Annotated in this window: 14 protein-coding genes; 7 read left to right on the top strand and 7 right to left on the bottom strand. The window is 39.6% G+C overall.

From position 1 onward, the window contains the following. The first annotated feature begins 1,160 nt into the window (after positions 1 to 1,160). From G3R48_RS16245 to G3R48_RS16235, 3 genes are all read left to right on the top strand, one after another. Positions 1,161 to 3,632 (top strand): EAL domain-containing protein, encoded by a 2,472-nt coding sequence (locus tag G3R48_RS16245; protein WP_153666223.1) that lies wholly within the window; start codon positions 1,161 to 1,163, stop codon positions 3,630 to 3,632. 147 nt (positions 3,633 to 3,779) lie between these two features. After that, the gene (locus G3R48_RS16240; RefSeq protein WP_153666224.1) at positions 3,780 to 4,676 is read left to right on the top strand and encodes a 6-carboxytetrahydropterin synthase; all 897 of its coding nucleotides are present in this window, start codon (positions 3,780 to 3,782) and stop codon (positions 4,674 to 4,676) included. Between the two features lie 52 nt (positions 4,677 to 4,728). Next, positions 4,729 to 5,559, top strand: coding sequence for a M23 family metallopeptidase (locus G3R48_RS16235; protein WP_153666225.1), 831 nt, complete (start codon positions 4,729 to 4,731; stop codon positions 5,557 to 5,559). 54 nt (positions 5,560 to 5,613) lie between these two features. On the opposite strand, the gene G3R48_RS16230 is transcribed toward G3R48_RS16235, so the two are convergent. After that, positions 5,614 to 7,671 (bottom strand): S9 family peptidase, encoded by a 2,058-nt coding sequence (locus G3R48_RS16230; RefSeq protein ID WP_228497521.1) that lies wholly within the window; start codon positions 7,669 to 7,671, stop codon positions 5,614 to 5,616. 511 nt (positions 7,672 to 8,182) lie between these two features. On the opposite strand from G3R48_RS16230, the gene G3R48_RS16225 reads away from it, so the two are divergent. Then, positions 8,183 to 9,490 carry an amidohydrolase family protein gene (locus G3R48_RS16225; RefSeq protein WP_153666226.1) on the top strand — a complete coding sequence of 436 codons (1,308 nt, stop codon included), beginning with the start codon at positions 8,183 to 8,185 and terminating at the stop codon, positions 9,488 to 9,490. An 83-nt stretch (positions 9,491 to 9,573) separates the two neighbouring features. On the opposite strand, the gene G3R48_RS16220 is transcribed toward G3R48_RS16225, so the two are convergent. Continuing rightward, positions 9,574 to 10,140, bottom strand: coding sequence for a VOC family protein (locus tag G3R48_RS16220; protein WP_153666227.1), 567 nt, complete (start codon positions 10,138 to 10,140; stop codon positions 9,574 to 9,576). Positions 10,141 to 10,184: 44 nt separating this feature from the next. Beyond that, complete coding sequence (locus G3R48_RS16215; protein ID WP_228497522.1) at positions 10,185 to 10,664, bottom strand: L,D-transpeptidase family protein; 480 nt, start codon at positions 10,662 to 10,664, stop codon at positions 10,185 to 10,187. Positions 10,665 to 10,844: 180 nt separating this feature from the next. Here G3R48_RS16215 and G3R48_RS16210 point away from each other — a divergent pair, with 180 nt between their 5' ends. Beyond that, positions 10,845 to 11,693 (top strand): ion transporter, encoded by an 849-nt coding sequence (locus G3R48_RS16210; RefSeq protein WP_153666229.1) that lies wholly within the window; start codon positions 10,845 to 10,847, stop codon positions 11,691 to 11,693. 7 nt (positions 11,694 to 11,700) lie between these two features. Next, positions 11,701 to 13,224: an MATE family efflux transporter gene (locus G3R48_RS16205; protein WP_153666230.1), complete on the top strand. Its 1,524-nt coding sequence runs from the start codon at positions 11,701 to 11,703 to the stop codon at positions 13,222 to 13,224. An 83-nt stretch (positions 13,225 to 13,307) separates the two neighbouring features. Here the strand turns inward: G3R48_RS16205 and G3R48_RS16200 are convergent, their stop codons facing one another. The 4 genes from G3R48_RS16200 to G3R48_RS16185 form a co-directional block, all read right to left on the bottom strand. Beyond that, positions 13,308 to 13,496, bottom strand: coding sequence for a DUF2986 domain-containing protein (locus G3R48_RS16200; protein WP_153666231.1), 189 nt, complete (start codon positions 13,494 to 13,496; stop codon positions 13,308 to 13,310). Between the two features lie 151 nt (positions 13,497 to 13,647). Beyond that, complete coding sequence (locus G3R48_RS16195; protein WP_153666232.1) at positions 13,648 to 14,091, bottom strand: hypothetical protein; 444 nt, start codon at positions 14,089 to 14,091, stop codon at positions 13,648 to 13,650. Positions 14,092 to 14,238: 147 nt separating this feature from the next. After that, entirely contained in the window at positions 14,239 to 14,595 is a 357-nt protein-coding gene (locus G3R48_RS16190) for a glutathione S-transferase N-terminal domain-containing protein (protein WP_153666233.1), read from the bottom strand. Between the two features lie 131 nt (positions 14,596 to 14,726). Beyond that, positions 14,727 to 17,900 carry a DUF748 domain-containing protein gene (locus tag G3R48_RS16185; protein ID WP_153666234.1) on the bottom strand — a complete coding sequence of 1,058 codons (3,174 nt, stop codon included), beginning with the start codon at positions 17,898 to 17,900 and terminating at the stop codon, positions 14,727 to 14,729. A 317-nt stretch (positions 17,901 to 18,217) separates the two neighbouring features. On the opposite strand from G3R48_RS16185, the gene G3R48_RS16180 reads away from it, so the two are divergent. Then, complete coding sequence (locus G3R48_RS16180; protein ID WP_153666235.1) at positions 18,218 to 18,598, top strand: GNAT family N-acetyltransferase; 381 nt, start codon at positions 18,218 to 18,220, stop codon at positions 18,596 to 18,598. Positions 18,599 to 18,679: the final 81 nt, after the last annotated feature.

The raw sequence follows: 18,679 nt of genomic DNA, 5'->3' as shown, positions 1-18,679 counted from the left end.
AAACACAGTATCGCCGATGGTAGTGTAGGGTCTCCCTATGTGAGAGTAGGTCATTTCCAGGCGCCAAATTACTCGAAAGAGTGTGATAAGCCCATTGTTAACGCAATGGGCTTTTTTACGTCTGGGCTTTGTGAAAGTAGAATTATCTTGTCCTCTACCATTGCTCAACAAATCTAATTAGCTAATGATAACGATGGTCATTTCCAGTCGCGTTCCTTACAAAAGCAACTCGAAAGAGTGTGATAAGCCCATTGCTAACGCAATGGGCTTATTTGCGTCTGGGGTTTGAGAATAGGGGGGTTACGCATACACAGCAGGTCATTTCCAGCCGCGCGCTTAACAAAAGCAACTCGAAAGAGTGTGATAAGCCCATTACTAACGCAATGGGCTTATTTGCGTCTGACATTTGTGAAAGTTGAATTATCTTGTCCTTTACCGTGGGCCAACAAAGCTAATTAGCTAATGATAAAGATGGCTATTTCCAGTCGCGCACCTAACAAAGGCAACTCGAAAGAGTGTGATAAGCCCATTGTTAACGCAATGGGACTATTTACGCCTGTCATCTGTGAAAAAGACCTTCTTCTATGCTTAGACTCGCATCTTAAATGTTGCATTATTTTGCCAAAATTTACGGCCTTTTCGTGAAAAATTTCGTAGATATAGACTTCTGAGATGGGCATCACTAGAGTAATAACATCCAACGTAATTTGTTCTTTTTTGTTATTAATATCGTTTCAGCTATGACATACGACATGTACAGCTTCTGTATCTAAATTCCCACGTTACAAAGACTGAAGTCTGGTATCTTGTGAGCTCTATCAACCGCGATGATTAATTGTTGTTCCATTTGATTTTTTGGTGATAAAGCGAACCATTTTTCGCAATTGACTTCTTTTTATCTCTTTGTGAATGTCGCCGTTATTATATGAATTTAGGGGAAATGACTAAATATGGATGTTACAAATATACCCATTTAGTTATAGCTATATGTTGCTACCGTGTATAATGGCGCAGTCTAAAAAGAGATTTTGCTCGCAGAAGTTTAAATGGTTACTAAAATGTACCACTTTATTATATTTACTGTTTTTACAGATGCTTATAATGCTGCTTAATTTATGTTATTTAAAACCTTGTTATTAAAGCATTGTAAAGAGTGAGTAATGTTAATCGAACCGTTGCAAGTTGAAATATGGCAATCCTATTTTAACGCTTTATTAAATGACTATGGTGTATGTGTTTCTTTATGCCAATATTCCTTAATTGATGACAGTAGCCAAGTCGTGGTATCAAGCTGTGATTTTAAGGATAATTTATCCTCTTTACATAATGAGGTTAATCTAGTCAGTTGTCGTAATGAAATAAGGCCTGCGACACCATTATTGACAGATGATGTTACTGTACACAAACTGGAACCTCATGCAGGCAGTATCTGGGGACATTTGATTTGTAGCCAACTTCGGGAAGTCGATGAGCAATTATTAGAGAAAATTCAACACAAAACAGCTGCTCTTGCAGGTGTTATTACCGTAAATATTCTTGCGAAACTAAAGACGGATAAGCCTAGTGATGCTGTTTTTAAGCAAGATATAGAGATTGATTATTCTATTAAAATTCAAGATTTTCTTGATTCTTTTTCTGAACATATGTGGATTAAAAATCACGAAGGTAAATATATTGCTTGCAACAAAAGTGTAAAGCAATCTTGGAATATGGAGCATATCGATATTATTGGCAAAACAGACAATATGTTGTTTGATGAGCGAACGGCTAATAAATTTGTGGATGGCGATAATAAAGCGATTACAGCAGGTAAAAAAACAATTGTCGATGAGTGTGAAGTTATTGATCTTCATGGCTGCAAAGTTTGGCATGAAACAGTAAAAACACCGCTAACTAATGTTAATGGTGATTTAATTGGGGTTATTGGTTTTTCAAGAAGCATAGAACATACCAAAAAAACTGAAGAGCAGTTGATACTTGCTGCAAATGTATTTGAGAATGCGGTTGAAGGCGTCATTATCACTGATGCTGACGGCAATATTACTGATATCAATAAATCCTTTACGCGCATTACCGGTTATCAACGTGATGAAGTCATTGGTCAAAATCCACGATTATTACGTTCAGGTAGGCATGATGTCCTTTTTTACCAAAAATTATGGAATACTTTGCTTGTCTCAGGGAAATGGCACGGTGAAATTTGGAACAGGCGTAAAAATGGTTCGGTATTTCCACAACTTGTTACTATGAGTACGGTTTATACTAAAAATAAACAAATTAGTTATTTTGTCGCCGTTTTTGCTGACATTTCAGATCAAAAGCAAACTGAAGAGAAGTTAAAGCACCTGGCTTATTATGATCCGTTAACACAACTGCCAAACCGAATGCAGTTTAGAACCTCACTTGAGCAAGAAATTAATCATGCGCAGCGTAGTCAAACTCAATTAGCCGTCATTTTTTTAGATGTTGATTTTTTCAAAAATATCAATGATAGCTTAGGTCATTTAATTGGTGATGAAATCATTGTTGAGCTTGGAAATAGGTTAACTTATGCATTGTCTAAAGTTGATATTATTGCGCGCATAGGGGGCGATGAGTTCGCTATCTTATTACCTAAAATCAGTGGTACAGGTGACGTTTCATCAACCATTAATTTATTGCGCTCTGTATTTGAACACCCATTTCATGTGTCAAAAAAACAACCTGTGAGGCTAACAGCGAGTATGGGCGTCAGTATTTATCCTACAGACGGTACTGATAGTGACAGTTTATTGCGACATGCAGACTCTGCTGTTTATCGTGCGAAATCTGATGGGCGTAACAACTTCGCTTTCTATACAGAATCTATGACTCAAGCATCCGTTGAGCAATTAAAAGTTCAGACCGCTTTACACTTAGCCTTAACGAACAAAGCGTTTTATTTACATTATCAACCTAAAGTGTGCCTGAAGACACGTGAGGTTATTGGGTTTGAAGCATTAATTCGTTGGGATGATCCTGAGCTTGGTCGTATTTCACCAGGGGTGTTTATACCGCTTGCAGAAAAAATTGGTTTAATTGTCGACATTGGTTCTTGGGTGCTTTATAAAGCATGTCGTCAAGGTGTTGAGTGGTTAAATCAAGGAAAACAGTTCGGCAAAATTTCAGTTAATGTCGCCTGTCTCCAATTGCAACGTTCCGACTTTGTTAAACAAGTTCAAAAGACGTTGCTAGAGACAGGTTTGCCTGCAAGAAACCTTGAATTAGAAGTCACTGAAACCAGTATGATGCACGAACCAGAAAAAATTATTACTATGCTAAATACCCTGCGGTCAATGGGCGTAACATTAAGTATTGATGATTTTGGTACCGGTTTCTCTTCAATGAATTACTTAAAAGATCTTCCGATTGATGTATTAAAGATTGATCAATCTTTTATCCGTGATATTCCGTTTGATGCAGACAATAAAGCTATTGCTAAAGCTGTAATAGCGCTAGGGCATGCCATTGATACTAAAGTCATTGCTGAAGGGGTGGAAACGCAACAGCAAATAGATTTTTTAAACGACAACGGTTGTGACTATGTGCAGGGGTATTTCTTTAGTAAACCTGCGGCTCCAGAACAGTTAAGTGAGTTTTTAGCTATCAAGTAGTAACAATATTATATTGACCATATATAAAGCCAATTGTGCCTCGCTCAATTGGCTTTATTTGTTTAGAATAGCGTTAAATTTCCGTTAGCTAATCGCTTTTTGGAATAACAATGTTCAGGTGGACTGTTTTTCTGCCTAGGAGAAATAATGCAATTATTTGTTAAAGATTTAACCGTTATTGATTTTTCGTACTTGTGTCCAATAAGAGGTATGGTAGGTGAAAGTTGGATCGTTGATGTGCTACTTGATGGCGGCCTTGATGAGCAAAATATGGTGCTCGACTTTGGTAAAGTTAAAAAAACCATAAAACAAACCATCGACGAGGTTGCTGATCATCGTCTACTAATCCCAACGGCTTGTAGTCAAGTAAGATGGCAACAAAAAGCCGAGCGGGTATGGATGGATTTCGCCAGTAACAAAGGTCATATTCATCTTGCCTGTCCAGCACAAGCTTTTGCATTACTCCCAACTGAAATTATTGATTTTGATAGTGTGAATGCGTTTTTACACAAAGCCCTGACACAGGTGTTGCCAGATAATGTGCAAGGAATTAGTTTAACCCTTAGAAATGAAGCGCTTAGTACACCTTTTTATCATTACAGTCATGGTCTTAAAAAACATGATGGTAACTGTCAACGTATTGCTCATGGTCATCGCAGTCCGATTACCATTTTTGAGAATGGGGTGGCTATGCCTAAATGGGATAGTTATTGGGCTAAAAGGTGGCAAGATATTTATTTAGGGACGCAAGAAGACGTTGTCGATGTTGGCGAGCTTGAGCTGTCAAAGCAAGCAAACGTGAACGCCCAAACGCATATTGGTTTTCATTACCAAGCTCCGCAAGGTGATTTTCAGTTAGCGATGCCAATGGGCTGCTGTGAAATAATCCCCCACGATACGACAGTTGAATTATTAGCACAATTTATTGCTCAAAGTTTAAAGGCATTATCACCTAATAGTGATTTTAAGGTCATTGCTTTTGAAGGGATTGGCAAGGGAGCAATTAGCTCAACAGACACTAAAATCACGTCGGTAAATGCATAGTGTATTTTATTGGCTTGTGCATTTTTTGACCATGGATTAAGTAGATTTAGAAATGTTAAAAAACCCATTATCGTTAGCATTGATGCTGTTCACTTGCTCTATGACTGCGCAAGCCCAAATCGTGATGCAAGGTCAGTTTGAGCAGGGAGCATTAGTTCGTGGTAGTGTCCCTGCTGGTAGTCAAATTGCCCTTAATGAGAAAGATGTACACGTAACTCCGGATGGACATTTTGCGATTGGTTTTGAGCGTGATGCGCCTTTGTCACAATTATTAAAGGTGACTTATCCCGATGGGTTAACTCAACTAAAACCGCTAATATTAGAGAAAAAGCATTATAAAGTTGACCGGGTTAATGGGATCAGTAAAAAAATAATGAAGCCCAATCCTGTTGCTCAAAAACGTGCTCGTCAAGATGCACAGCAAGTGAGAACGGCACGCGATACTTTTAGCCAACAAGATGCTTTTATGCAAGACTTTATATGGCCTGTTACGGGACGAATATCGGGTGTTTATGGCAGCCAACGGGTGTATAACGGCAAGCCGGGTAATCCGCACTTTGGTGTGGATGTTGCCAGACCGACAGGCACCCCTGTTGTTGCTCCCGCGGGTGGTATTGTTACACTCGCCGAATCAGACATGTTTTATTCGGGTGGCACGATGATAATTGATCATGGTTATGGCGTTAGCTCTACGTTTCTTCATTTAAGTAAAATAAATTGCAACGTCGGTGATAAAGTTACCCAAGGTCAGCATGTTGCTGAAATTGGTGCGACAGGTAGGGCAACTGGACCGCATTTAGATTGGCGCATAAATTGGTTTCAAATGCGCTTAGATCCCGTTACGGTTGTGCCACCAATGAAACAAGTGTTAGCCATCGAGTAAGCTTATTTATTCCATCAAAAAAGGTGCTTTGGCACCTTTTTTGTTTAATGGGCTTTATTTATACTTCTCAAACCACCATAAAATATGGCCGACTTTACTCATTAAGTGACTTGGCTTTTTATAAATGCCATGATCGGCATCAGGTATCCTGACCATAGCTGTGTCAACCCCGCGTAACTTTAATGCTTGATAAAACTGTTCAGTCTCACCTATTGGCGTGCGTAGGTCAGCTTCTCCGGTCAGTAACATTGTGGGAGTCGATACTTGACCAACATAAGTAATTGGCGATAGTTTTAAATATTGTTCAGGGGCTTCCCAGGGCATTTTTTCAAACCAGTTTTTGATCACAAATGAATGTAAGTCAGTGGTTAATGAAAAACTTAACCAATTTATGACTGGCTTAGCCACCACAGCGGCTTTGAAACGGTTAGTATGACCAACAATCCACGCAGTAAGTACACCACCACCGGATCCGCCGGTCACAAATAGGGCTTGATGGTCAATTTCAGCGTGTTGAATCACCCCATCGACAACTGACATTAAGTCGTCATAATCTTGGCTTGGGTAATTGTTATAGATGCTCTGAGCAAATGCTTTACCATAACTGTCGCTGCCTCTTGGGTTGGCATAAACCACCACGTAGCCTTGTGCTGCCATCAGTTGTATTTCTGCGGCAAAATGGGGTCCATAATTCGTGACAGGGCCACCATGTATTTCCAAAATTAATGGGTACTTCTGGTTATTCTTCACACCTTGTTCATACCCTGGTGGGTAAGCAATCCATGCCTGAATCGGTCGTTGATCTGCTGATGATTTAACGGTTATTGACTCGATTTTAGCCAGTTGCTTGCGACCTAAAGCATCTGCATTTAAATGAGTTAATTTTGTAGTTATTGCGTCCTTAGTCATGGCAATATCGGCTGGGCGCTGCGGGTTTGAATAGGTAAATGCGATTGTGCCGTCGCGGGCAACATCAAAATCGCTAGCAGTATATGGACGTCCCAACGATAACCCGCCCAATTGTTTGGCGACAATGTGTCTTGTTCCTGTCAATGCTTGTTTGGCAACGTAACTTTCGCCGTGATCATGGTAACTGAAATAGACATGTTGACTGTCGTTGTCCCAAAGTATTTTATTTATCGACCTGTCTAATTTGGCGGTGAGACTGCGTTTATCACTGCCATCAAGGCGCATGATATAAAGTTCGGTGTTTTCATAATTTCTATCGTTTTGGTCATAACCCAAATAAGCTATCCATTGACCATTAGGTGACACTATGGGGGAATGATCAGGCCCAATACGTTGGGTTAATTGCTGATTGACTCCGCTGTTGATGTTAATGCTATAGAGATTGCTATCAGTCCACTGCAGCGCGTTATCGTCTCCTTTATTTGCACTATAAATAATATGTTGATTATCTTTAGTCCAACTTATTTGGCCATTATGATCAAAGGAATCAAATGTCAACTGCCGCAAACCGCCACCATTTGCAGACATGATAAAGAGTTGTTGATTGCCTGATTGTAAATATCCTGCGCCGTCAAATCGGTAGTACATTTGGTCAATATAAGTTGCAGGCTTTGCCCATGTTGCGCCGGCAGGCTTGGGCGGCAAGGTAAATGCCTGTTTTGCTGGTGTTGGCACAAATGCACTAAAAGCCAACCATTGACTATCAGAAGACCAAGTTATATTTGTCGGTGGAGTGCTTAGCCGGCTTAATTGAGTCGATGTGGCTGTTTTTAACCAAGTGACATGAATTTGTGGCTGGCCGCTAGCCGTGGAAATATAAGCTAGCTTTTCATTATTAGGTGAGAGCGTCGGCGCGTTTTCGTTTGCAGTGCCGGGCGTTAACGGGGTTAATTGCTGCTGTTTATCTACAGACCAAAGGGTTGTGACTTTTTTATCTGTATTAATGTCAAAGGCATTTCTCACAAAAAACACCGTTTGAGCATCGTTGCTTATTTGTAATTGTGATGCATATTCAAGATGAAAGATATCTTCAAGGACGAGGGTATTAGGCCGGTTTACGGGTTGCGCTTTTACCTGCAAGCTAAAAATACAAAAACAATAAATACCAGCAAAATAGAGCATATGTTTCATCGAGTGATTCATTTTTATTCCTTTAAATGATGATGCTGTTGTATAAAAACCGAACGAGCAGGTTGATAAATTATCACAAACAGATTAAATTACAATTATTGTAAATTTAGGTTCACATTTTGTGAGTTTCATTGGTTGTACTTAGGGGGATTCATTGCTCAATTTACCCATTAAATACAGTTGTGCTTAATGACTAACTATATTTAACTGATACAAATCAGTATCTTAATTGTTTTTTGTGCAGTCAGATAGTGAACTGTCACCTCCTAGGTCAATATTAGGACTGACATTTCAATATTTAATGTTTGTTAGTTTGAAGACGCGATGTAACCGTTTCGCTTAAGCTTATAAACCGAATTTGTTGGCTATTACCAAGTGCTACAAGTTAGGCGTTATTATTTACTGCTGTGGTTAAACGTTAGCGTTAAACGGTTTTTTACCGCGATAATTAAACTGTGTAATTTGTTATGACAAGTCGTGTCATTAAAATAAAACTCAAAAAATACGTTTAAAGGAAATAATAATGCGTTTGTATAACTTATGGATTGTCATTCTTGTCGTTGGCCTAATAAGTGGACCCGCTTATGCGACTAATAAAAAGCTGGGAAGTTATACGGTTATCCATGCCGGAGAGTTATTAACTGTGCCGGGTAAAAAACCATTAAAAAAACACTCAATCATTATTAAAGATAATGTGATTGAAGCTGTTAAAGCAGGTTTTGTAGCCCCAAAAGATATTGCCGCTAATGCTTCAGTTATTGATTTGTCTGACCGATTTGTCATGCCAGGTTTAATGGACATGCATGTCCATTTACAGATGGAATTAGGGCCACATAATATTGAAGATACCGTTAAGCTTTCAAATGCAGATATTGGTATGCACAGCGTGTATTACGCGAAACAAACCTTGCTTGCAGGATTTACTACTGTTCGAGATTTATTAAGTCGTCCGCAGGAAATGTATGCATTACGTGACGGCGTGAATAAAGGTTGGATTGACGGCCCAAGAATTATTGCTGCTGCGGGAATAGCAATTACCGGTGGTCATTTAGATGCCGATGGTATGGCACATGACGTACTGGCAATGAAGTCACCTAAAACGATTTGTGATGGCCCATTTGAATGTCGAAAAATGACGCGTCATGCAATTAAATATGGCGCAGATGCAATCAAAGTGGCTTCAACTGGTGGGGTCTTATCTGATACTGACACCGGCACTGGACAACAAATGACAGACAATGAACTTAAAGAGATTGTTGATACTGCTCATGCTTTAGGCCGTAAAGTCGCCAGTCATGCTCATGCAACGGCTGGCATTAATGCCGCGCTAAGGGCAGGTGTAGACAGTGTTGAACATGGCAGTTATGCCGACGAAGAAACCATTAAGTTATTTAAACAAACTGGGGCATATTTAGTTCCAACGTTACTAGCAGGAGCCACGGTTGTGGATATGGCAAAAAATTCAGACTTTATGTCAGCACCGGTAAAAGCCAAAGCCATTCGGGTGGGGCCTGATATGCTAGAAAACTTTGCTCGGTCGTATAAAGCGGGAGTGAAAATTGCCTTTGGTACAGACAGCGGCGTCTCATTACATGGCATTAATGCTCAAGAAGCAGTATTGATGCACCAAGCAGGTATGCCAGCAGCGGAAATACTAAAATCAGCCACGGTGAATGCGGCGGACTTAATTGGCATGAGCGACAAGTTAGGTACGATTACACCTGGGAAATATGCCGATATTATCGCAGTAGAAATTAGCCCATTAGAAGACATTGCGTCATTATTGAATGTGGGCTTTGTAATGAAAGACGGCAAGGTTTATAAGCAGTAAGAAGTGGGTAATGATTTAAACGCTGTTTAAGTTATGCATTAGGCGTAATGCATAACTTATAACGGGGTTGAACTGAGCTGATTTTAGCGCGAATTCGTTTCACTTTTTATAATGGTTTCAATGCTATGTGGGTGCACTTTTATACAAATATTCCCCAGCTTAAAGGCAATTGTTGGGTTTGAAATTCGTTCATTGTCGCCTTTAGGCGAACTCATTTTCACGTTTATATCTGTTTCACCGTTAATGACACTTTCTAGTGAGGGAATTTGTGTGATTAACGCTTTGGCCAGTTGCTCACAATTTTGCGCTGGAGTAGGAAATACTAATTCAATGTGCTCCCAGCCTTCAACAGGGTAATTTTTGTTGGCGGGATAGGGCAGTTCTACGCACGCAATGCTTTGTTCGCCAAGTGGCATGGGTTGATTTAATTTGATAATTAAAATTGGTCGACCATTAATGATATTGCTTGAAATAACCTCACCATGTTCGGCAAATTCATTGCATAGTTGCTCAGCAAATTCAACATGATTGACCCGTAACGCGGCGTGATCACATTCGAGCTTAAGCGCATCTAAACCTAGCTGTTTCATCATTGCCAAAATCTGTTGGTTAAATTCAGGCCAAGTGCGTTGCAATGTTTGATAGTTCATGTCAATTCCACTGTGTGTGATAACAAAAGTAAATGTTGCCTGGTTTATGGCCAAATTTCGATAGGTGTTCCAGGCTCAATGATTTGCCATAGCTCATCCATTTCTTTATTGGTTACTGCAATGCAGCCATTAGTCCAGTTATATTTTTGCGCTTCTAAAGGTGGCAATGCAGATTGTGGGTTTTCACCGTGTATCATGATAAACCCGCCAGGGCTGATCCCAAGCGCTTTTGCCCTAAGCTTGTCTTCATCATTTGGGTAAGAAATGTGGAATGAGCGGTAAAAAGCACTGTCTGCTTTTTTGTAATCTAAAATATAACGCCCTTGGGGGGTGCGTTGATCGCCTTCTGTCAGTTTATGCCCTTTAGGCACGTCACCCATAGCAATGCGATAGGTTTTTAATATCTTTCCTTGGTGCATGACTTTCATAGAGGAACTGGATTTATTGACAATCACTAAGTCAATTTTAACATCTTTGAGAGAGGCGAAGGAGTAGGAGGTAAATAAGATTGAGCATAACAGCATCAAATGATAACAAATATGGCGCATCAGTGATCCTAAATTGACTTTATTAGTTTGTTTTTGTTTTTTTTAGATTAATAATCAATTTTATCTAATATTCAGTCGTAGAGTTTAACTATCTAAACTTATAATTGATATTAGTAAACGCACATTTTTCATTTCATACAGGCAATCGAGCAAATTATGTCGAATTCTGCAAATAACGATAATCCAGTTAGACACAAGTTACGTCGGATCATATTTGGAACTGACACACCCGCAGGTAAGTATTTTGACATTATTTTAATGGTCTGCATTGTGTTGAGTGTACTATTAATTTTACTTGATACCATTGCTCCAATTCATAAACAATATGGCGAGTTAATTCGTACTAGTGAATGGATCTTTACAATCATCTTCACTACTGAATATGTTTTGCGGCTTTATTGTTCGATTAACCGTTGGCAATATGCTCGTAGTTTCTTTGGGGTCGTTGACTTAGTTTCTATTTTACCGAGCTACTTAGCATTAATATTCCCTGGCGCCAATGTGGCACTCGCATTAAGAGTATTGCGGCTATTTAGGGTGTTTAGGGTATTAAAACTATTGCGATATTTAAGTGATGGCAATGTGTTGTTGCGTGCTATGGTGATGTCGAGCAGGAAGGTTTTTATTTTCTTTTTCTCTGTCAGCCTTATTGTCATGGTGTTAAGTGTCATTATGTATGTGGTTGAAGGGCCAAATAATGGTTTTAGTTCAATCCCTAAAGCGATGTATTGGACTATTGTGACCATTACCACGGTTGGTTATGGCGACATTACCCCCCAAACAGCACTCGGGCAAACCATTGCTGCGGCGACAATGTTGATAGGTTACTCCATTTTAGCCATTCCAACAGGCATACTCACCGCTGAAATATCTAATGAAATGCTCCGCGAGCGAGATTTAAGAAAATGCAGTAACTGTGGACGTCATGGCCATGATAAAGATGCGAGTTTTTGTAACCATTGTGGTACTGAACTCGAACAAATGGATTTACACCAAAAGGATTAATTGATTAATGACCGCTGCCAAATTTGTTGAAGGTTCTATATTACGTCACATTTTAGTGATGAGCTCGACTGCTGCCATTGGTATCTCAGCGTTATTTGTTGTTGACTTGCTTGATATCTTCTTCTTGAGCTTATTAGGTGAGCAAGAACTTGCTGCAGCGGTGGGGTATGCGGGCACCATTTCTTTTTTCACTACCTCGATTGGAATTGGTTTATCCATTGCGCTGGGGGCGTTGGTATCAAAGTCAGTTGGGGCAAAACAGAACAAATTAGCGAAACGATTATTTTTAAATAGCGCGGTGGTGACGGTTATCACTAGCATATTAGTCACCATTACCGTGTTGATGTATATACCTGAAATACTGAGCTTAATTGGTGCAACAGGTAAAACTGCGCAGATGGCACAAAGCTACTTATATATTTTAGTGCCTTCATTACCCGTTATTTCATTAGCAATGGCACTTGGCGGGGCATTACGTGCCGTGGGTGACGCTAAGTTGTCAATGATGTCTACGCTTGCTGGTGGCGGGGTGAATGCGGTACTAGACCCAATATTTATTTTTATGTTTTCAATGGGCATTGAAGGCGCCGCGGTTGCCTCAGTGTTTTCACGTTTTGCGGTATTATTTATCTCGGGTTACGGGGTTATTGTAAAACACGAATTGATGGATAGGTTTAGCCTTAAAGAGTTTTATGAGGATTTACCGACTATTTTTGCCATTGCGGGACCTGCGATGTTGACGAACATTGCCACCCCGATAGGTAATGCTGTTGTAACCCGCGCCATTGCAGATTTTGGTGACAGTTATGTTGCGGGTTGGGCGGTACTTGGTAGGCTTATTCCGGTGACGTTTGGGATGATATTTGCACTGTCTGGTGCAATAGGGCCGATTGTCGGCCAAAACTATGGCGCGCATGATTTTGACCGCGTGAAAGAGACGTTAACCAAAGCGATTCAATTTTGTATTGTGTTCGTGTTGACCATGTCGCTGATATTATTTTTACTGAGTAATCAGATTATAACTGTGTTTGATATGCAAGGTGATGCTGCGGATATTATTTTGTTCTTTTGCCAATTCATTGCGGTGTTCTTTATCTTTTCAGGCATTTTATTTGTGGCTAATGCTTCGTTCAATAATCTGGGTAAAGCTAAGTATTCAACCTTGTTTAATGTCGGTAAAGCGACTATTGGGACTATCCCGTTTGTGTACTTTGGCGCTCAATTAGGCGGTATACACGGAGTATTAATTGGTCAAGTGATTGGCTCGATTATCTTTGGTGTGATGGGAGTGTGGATGGCTTATCGCCATGTTGATAAACTTGCATTATTGGCTAAGCAACAAACACACGCTAATCCGGTTGCTGTTGGCGCGATTAATTTGGACGAATCTATTTCAGAGACGGGGATTAGTTCGGCGCCTTTATCGTCTGCTTGCGCGCAAATTGCACAGCTTGAAGAAGATCCATTTCAAGATAAAGACACTGATGATAGTGATCCCTTTAATGACACTAAAACACGGCCAAGTAATTAAAGGTGAGTTATGGAGTCATTAATATAAAAATGGCCTCATTATGAGGCTATTTTTATGGGTGTTTGAATGCCTGTATGGCGAATTTAAGACTCTTCAGTCGTTATTGGTGCATCTGTTTGTTTTGCCGCTTCTTCTGCAGCGATTTTTTCACGCTCAGCTTTAGAAATGTAGCGTTCTTTGGGCTTGCTACTTGGGTTAGGTTGCACAACCTTATTCGACTTGGCTTTCGCTCGCTTAGCCATTTTCTTAATCATTTGCTGTTTTTTATTCATCGGGTAACTCTAAATAGGTCAAAAATATGCTGCGATGTGAAAGACAAATTGCATTTTAATCGCTGATACTTGCAAAGTGAATGTTGTTTATTAACGACACTGATGCGCAATGATAACATGAAAACTGGACACGCTAGTTAACTTCTTAGCACTAATAGCCAAACTTAACGATATCAGCTTGTGTTGCCCCTTCTTTGCATTCTCCGCGTATTTCAGCTCTATCTGCACCGATATAGCGGCTTAGTTCAATGTACCCTGTTTGACAAAAACCGCTCATGGCTAATGTGTTCACTAATCCAAGTTCAACATTTTGTTGCCAACGTTCAAGGTGATCTTGCTTAGCCGCTTGTTCCCGTGCGTAGCTAATTGCATCTTGGTTTTTACGATTAATCTGTGGCGAGTTGCGGTTATCGTTTAACCCTCGTGTCGATGAATTGGCAAGGTGGGCCTTGTAGGTAAACAGTTTTATATCTTGACCTTTAATTTGAGTCGCAAATCGATCTTTGTATTGGCCGGCAAATTCATAAGGGTCTGCTTGATTGGTACTGCAAGCGGCAAGTGAAAGCACGGTGATTAATAGGATTAGCCTTATCATGGGGGATTCTCAACCGTTTTATAATGGCTTGATAAAAGAAATAAGCGTTGTCATTAGCGCCCTTGATTAAATATAAATACATCTTCAAGGGCTGGCGACATTGTCACTGATAAGTGTCGATTAGTTTGATAATGCTTTAATCAGCACTTATGCAAAGCGTTGATTAAGATAGTTAATAATTTCTTTAGATTCATATAACCATGTTGCTTGGCCGTTTTCAACGATTTTTAAGCAAGGCACTTGTAGTTTACCGCCTTGTGCAACTAGCTCAGCTTTATGCGGCTCAGTTTTAGCATCAATGGTGTTGATGTTGATATTTTGACGGCACATTTCACGGCGCACTTTGACGCAAAATGGACAGGCCTGATATTGATATAACGCCATTGTTTGGGTTTGTTCATCAAGGCGTTGTTGCTCAGCAATTGGGCGTTGTTTTCTTTTAGGCGCAAACACAAAGTCAAAAAATAAAATGATTCGGCCTAGTAGCCAGCGAATGATAAACATAATACCTCAGATAGTTTATTTATTTTTGCTGCCGATTTTACTTGAAGTCGGTCACACTTTAAAGAGGGGAGGCTGATGAGGTGACAAAAAGCCCATACCTGCTTGAGTGAGATATGGGCTTTAGAAAAGGGTTAGTCTGCGTCTAGTCCGATAACCACTTTTGCAGCATCTTGGGCAAAATTAACTCGACTTTCTAGTAAAAATACTCGACTAGGATCCACTTTACCTTGTTCAACAAGGTAGTTCTTAACGCTAACTGCACGTGATTGGGCTAAGTTACCTAAGGTGTCATCGGTAATGATTTGCTGGCTAAGCAATAAGTTATACATGGTCATATGCGTCCGAGTTAACAATGCTTCATTGGTGATCTCAGGTACATCTTGCTTAATAATATTGCTAATTTCTGTCACTGTTTTATCGGTAATTTGTGCGTTAAATAGCTGATTTAGTGAATCTATCAGTGGCCCTGATGCGGGTAAGTTAGAAGCCGAAATATCAGTGGTTAAATCCATTTTAGCCTGAGTGAGCAATAATTGATTTAATTGCTGTATTTGCAGCACTTGACTGTCAGCTGTTTTATCTACCGAACCTTTAAGACTGACTTTTAATAAAGGTCTATCTAACAATGCTTTACTTAATGCATCAAGGCTTGAGTGTGCGTCTTCACTGAGTGCTTTAGCGCCAGCGTTAAAGGCGATATTTTCCATATCATCATCAGCTGAAACGAGCCCTGAAAGCAGTGAAAATGGCGCTGTCACGGCTTTAGTAATAACGTTTGATATTGCATTGGTGATAACACTACCAAAACTAAAGCTTGGTGAGTTCATGTCACCATCAACGTTAACACCTAAGTCAATCACACCGTGACGGTCTTGTAATAAGGCAATCGCCAAAGTAATTGGTAGGCTGGTGGCTAAGTCGCTATTACTGGGTTTACCCAGTTCAAGTTGATCAATGACCACGTGATTACTGCCTTTTAGCGCGTTGTTTTCAATTTTATAATTTAAGTTAATTGATAATTGGCCTTTATCAATATAGTAACCCGCATAAGTCCCAGAGTATGGGTTAACAGAGGTTAATTCGACCTTATTGAACTGGAAGCTTAAATCAACATAAGGTTGCTTAAGTAACGGGTTGACTTCACCTTTTAAACTCATTGGCGCGTAACGGTCAATTTTACCGCTTAAATCAACACTGGCACGAGTTTCTGGGGTGGTAGATAAATGTTTGATGCTGCCATTTAGCATCTCAATGCCTGATGCAAATTGCGGAGTAAGACTATTGTCGGCAAAAAAAGCTGAGCTGTTGTGAATGTTAATGCCGTTAATGTCGATACTCAATGGGGTTTGTTGTTGCGCGGTATTAGCTTTTGGTGCATGGACTGCATTATTAGCAAGTGGCTCTGAAGCCACTTTTGGGGCTGGCGCTTGTGATTCAGTATGGGGTTTTTCTACAACTAAGTTACTGATGTTATTGCCACCATCCTTAGCAATGACAATTTTACTAAATAATTTCTCAAAGCTAATTTGGTCAATCTTTAGTGCGTTTTGCTGTAGATTGAATTTAAAGTGGCTTAAGTCCATGTTATCCCATGTTAACAACGGATCTTTAATGGTGTTGTCTTCAATATTGAGGTTATTAATTGACGTTTTACCTTGAACAATAATATTGCCATTGTTCACTTGAGGGGCAACGTGAATGTCACCACTGGTATTAAATTCACCTGAATTCAACGTAATATTAATATAAGGGGCAAGGTAGGCTTGCAGCGCCGTTAATGGGAAATTATTTAAGGCGAAATCTGCATTTAGGGCTTGTTGTTTTGCATCAATTGTCCCATTGGAAGTTAATTGACCCTGCTGTTGTATATTCATCGTAAATTGATAATCAATTGCAGAGGATAAATCGGATAAGACAGCCCCCGTCGTTAGACCAATTTTTTCAAGTTTCCATTGATTCGGTTTGCCGGTTGCAACTGTTTCGTTCACTGTCGCGTTGTAATTTTTTAAATTAATGCCGCCGAGTTTGACTTGCCATTGCGGCGTTTCCTGAGTGTTATTGGCCTTGGTGTTGTTTGTTGGTGTTGTCGTTGAAGCATTATGATTAGCTGTTGAGTTGTTGGCTTGAACAGCATCAGTTGAAGTCGTTAGCGAGCTTGGTAAATGAGGCGTTAATAATGTGGCTAAGTCTACCCCTTGCTTATTGATATGAGTTAATAAATGGCTGTTATGGGTGTTAATTTGACCAATATTGATTTGCTGCTGTGCGGTATCAACGTTGATATCGGCAAGGGTAAATTCTGCTAAATCAAATATTGTCTGCTGCTGGTGGGTTAAATTCACTTGGCTAAGTGCCATTGTAGCGTTAGCAATTTTTATTGCCGCAGATGGGTGTTGGGTATGACTGGAAGCTGATGTTTGTCCAAAGGTAAATTGCGCAGTTGCGTCAAACTTACCTGTATCTAGATTGACTTTCATCCATTGATCTAATAATTGATAGTAATAAGGCAGGTCAAAATGGGCAATGTTGACTCGCCCAATTACCGCGAGCGGTTGTAATTGTACATTAGCATCAATATTAACCTGACTTTGGTTGGCATCTTGTAATGAGAAGCTCAGTTCATTGTCTTGTTTCGGATTTTTATGATCGCTATTGCCTGTCTTGTTAGCGAATAAATTTGCACGAGTATTAAAGTGGTTAACTGTTAAATTGATGTCCGGGTAACTAAAATAAGAGTGTGTAGCCGCATCTGAGATAGTTAATGCGGCGTTATTCATAGACAAATTATTGACGATAACAGGGAAGATAGCTTGTTGGTCATTCTTACCTATAGGCTCAGGTGTTGTGGTCTTATCATTTTTAAAATGTGCTTGGGCTGACAAGATAATATCGTCGAAGTTAAAAGCGGGTTGGGTTATATCGCTAGCGGTTTGTTGAATATCTGCTTGAAAAGTGTTTAATGCAATCTTGTCTACCACCACGGCAAAGTGAGTAATCGATTGCCAAGGTGAAAGGTTCACATACAGATGTTTAAAACCGATAAATGGCGAATTTTCATTCGCGTCAATTTGAAATTGATGTAGATTCAATTCGAAGGTAAATGGGTTAAAACGAATATCGTCAAGGCTCACATGGCGGCCTGTAATATCACTAAGTTGTTTAGGTATTTGGTTTTGTGCGATAGCCGGAATGATTAACCCTAAGGTTAAGCAAAAAAGGCCATAAACAAATGCAAGATAGCAGCTTACCCTTAAATACTTAGGTAAAGTAAAAAAAAATGACGTGATAGTCGAAAAAGGCTGCATGTTAATAATTCGCTTTGAACAGAAATCGAGTCGTTATTCTAACCAATAGTGTATAAAAAAACCTGCTCTTTTTTTAGCAAAATCGTCTATGATTTTTGCATGGACAAAACACCAGTATTTGGTTAACATTATGTAAAGAAATGCTTTTTATGCGTTAAGCCGTGCGCGTTACGCGTGTTGGGAATGTTATTATTTTTGTTGGCTTATCAATGAAAATGGTTTTGTTGATTTATTTTATCGACAACATTGAACCAAGCACAATACATTGTACTTTAGTACAATACTCTGTTTATAAAAACGTAATTCAAGGATGAAATATGCACATACGCCTCGCTTCTGGCTTAGACTTAGAGCCGCTCAGTCATTTACTGAACCAATATCGTTCACAACTTGGGCAAGAAAAAGATTACCAAGCGTGTCGACGTTTTTTAATTAGCCGTCTTTCTGAAAATGATTCTATCATTTTTGTTGCCGTTAACCATGACAGTTTAATCGGCTTTATTCAGCTTTACCCTTCTTATTCCTCTATCTTTTTAAAACCAGTTTGGCATTTAGAAGACACCTATGTCATCGATGAATATAAAGATGACAATATTGCTCAGCAAATGCTACTCAAAGCCAAACAGTTGGCCGACGGCACCGAAGTCATATTGATCAATTCAAATGAACCTCAACAAGATGAACTCGTTGCATCTTAATTCAGCTAAAAAATTGATCAGCACCTTAAATTAGATCAGCTTGCAGGCTTTTAAAACTCAGCTATTTGTCTGTAAAATAGC

Origin of the sequence: Shewanella intestini, from assembly GCF_018221465.1 — a bacterium.
GTDB classification, from domain to species: domain Bacteria; phylum Pseudomonadota; class Gammaproteobacteria; order Enterobacterales; family Shewanellaceae; genus Shewanella; species Shewanella intestini.
This window is presented reverse-complemented; position numbering and strand designations above follow the sequence as displayed.

Coding starts and splice junctions, on each gene's coding strand:
- G3R48_RS16245 (WP_153666223.1), top strand. CDS start 1,161: ATGTTAATCGAACCGTTGCAAGTTGAAATATGGCAATCCTATTTTAAC.
- G3R48_RS16240 (WP_153666224.1), top strand. CDS start 3,780: ATGCAATTATTTGTTAAAGATTTAACCGTTATTGATTTTTCGTACTTG.
- G3R48_RS16235 (WP_153666225.1), top strand. CDS start 4,729: ATGTTAAAAAACCCATTATCGTTAGCATTGATGCTGTTCACTTGCTCT.
- G3R48_RS16230 (WP_228497521.1), bottom strand. CDS start 7,671: ATGAATCACTCGATGAAACATATGCTCTATTTTGCTGGTATTTATTGT.
- G3R48_RS16225 (WP_153666226.1), top strand. CDS start 8,183: ATGCGTTTGTATAACTTATGGATTGTCATTCTTGTCGTTGGCCTAATA.
- G3R48_RS16220 (WP_153666227.1), bottom strand. CDS start 10,140: ATGAACTATCAAACATTGCAACGCACTTGGCCTGAATTTAACCAACAG.
- G3R48_RS16215 (WP_228497522.1), bottom strand. CDS start 10,664: ATGCTGTTATGCTCAATCTTATTTACCTCCTACTCCTTCGCCTCTCTC.
- G3R48_RS16210 (WP_153666229.1), top strand. CDS start 10,845: ATGTCGAATTCTGCAAATAACGATAATCCAGTTAGACACAAGTTACGT.
- G3R48_RS16205 (WP_153666230.1), top strand. CDS start 11,701: ATGACCGCTGCCAAATTTGTTGAAGGTTCTATATTACGTCACATTTTA.
- G3R48_RS16200 (WP_153666231.1), bottom strand. CDS start 13,496: ATGAATAAAAAACAGCAAATGATTAAGAAAATGGCTAAGCGAGCGAAA.
- G3R48_RS16195 (WP_153666232.1), bottom strand. CDS start 14,091: ATGATAAGGCTAATCCTATTAATCACCGTGCTTTCACTTGCCGCTTGC.
- G3R48_RS16190 (WP_153666233.1), bottom strand. CDS start 14,595: ATGTTTATCATTCGCTGGCTACTAGGCCGAATCATTTTATTTTTTGAC.
- G3R48_RS16185 (WP_153666234.1), bottom strand. CDS start 17,900: ATGCAGCCTTTTTCGACTATCACGTCATTTTTTTTTACTTTACCTAAG.
- G3R48_RS16180 (WP_153666235.1), top strand. CDS start 18,218: ATGCACATACGCCTCGCTTCTGGCTTAGACTTAGAGCCGCTCAGTCAT.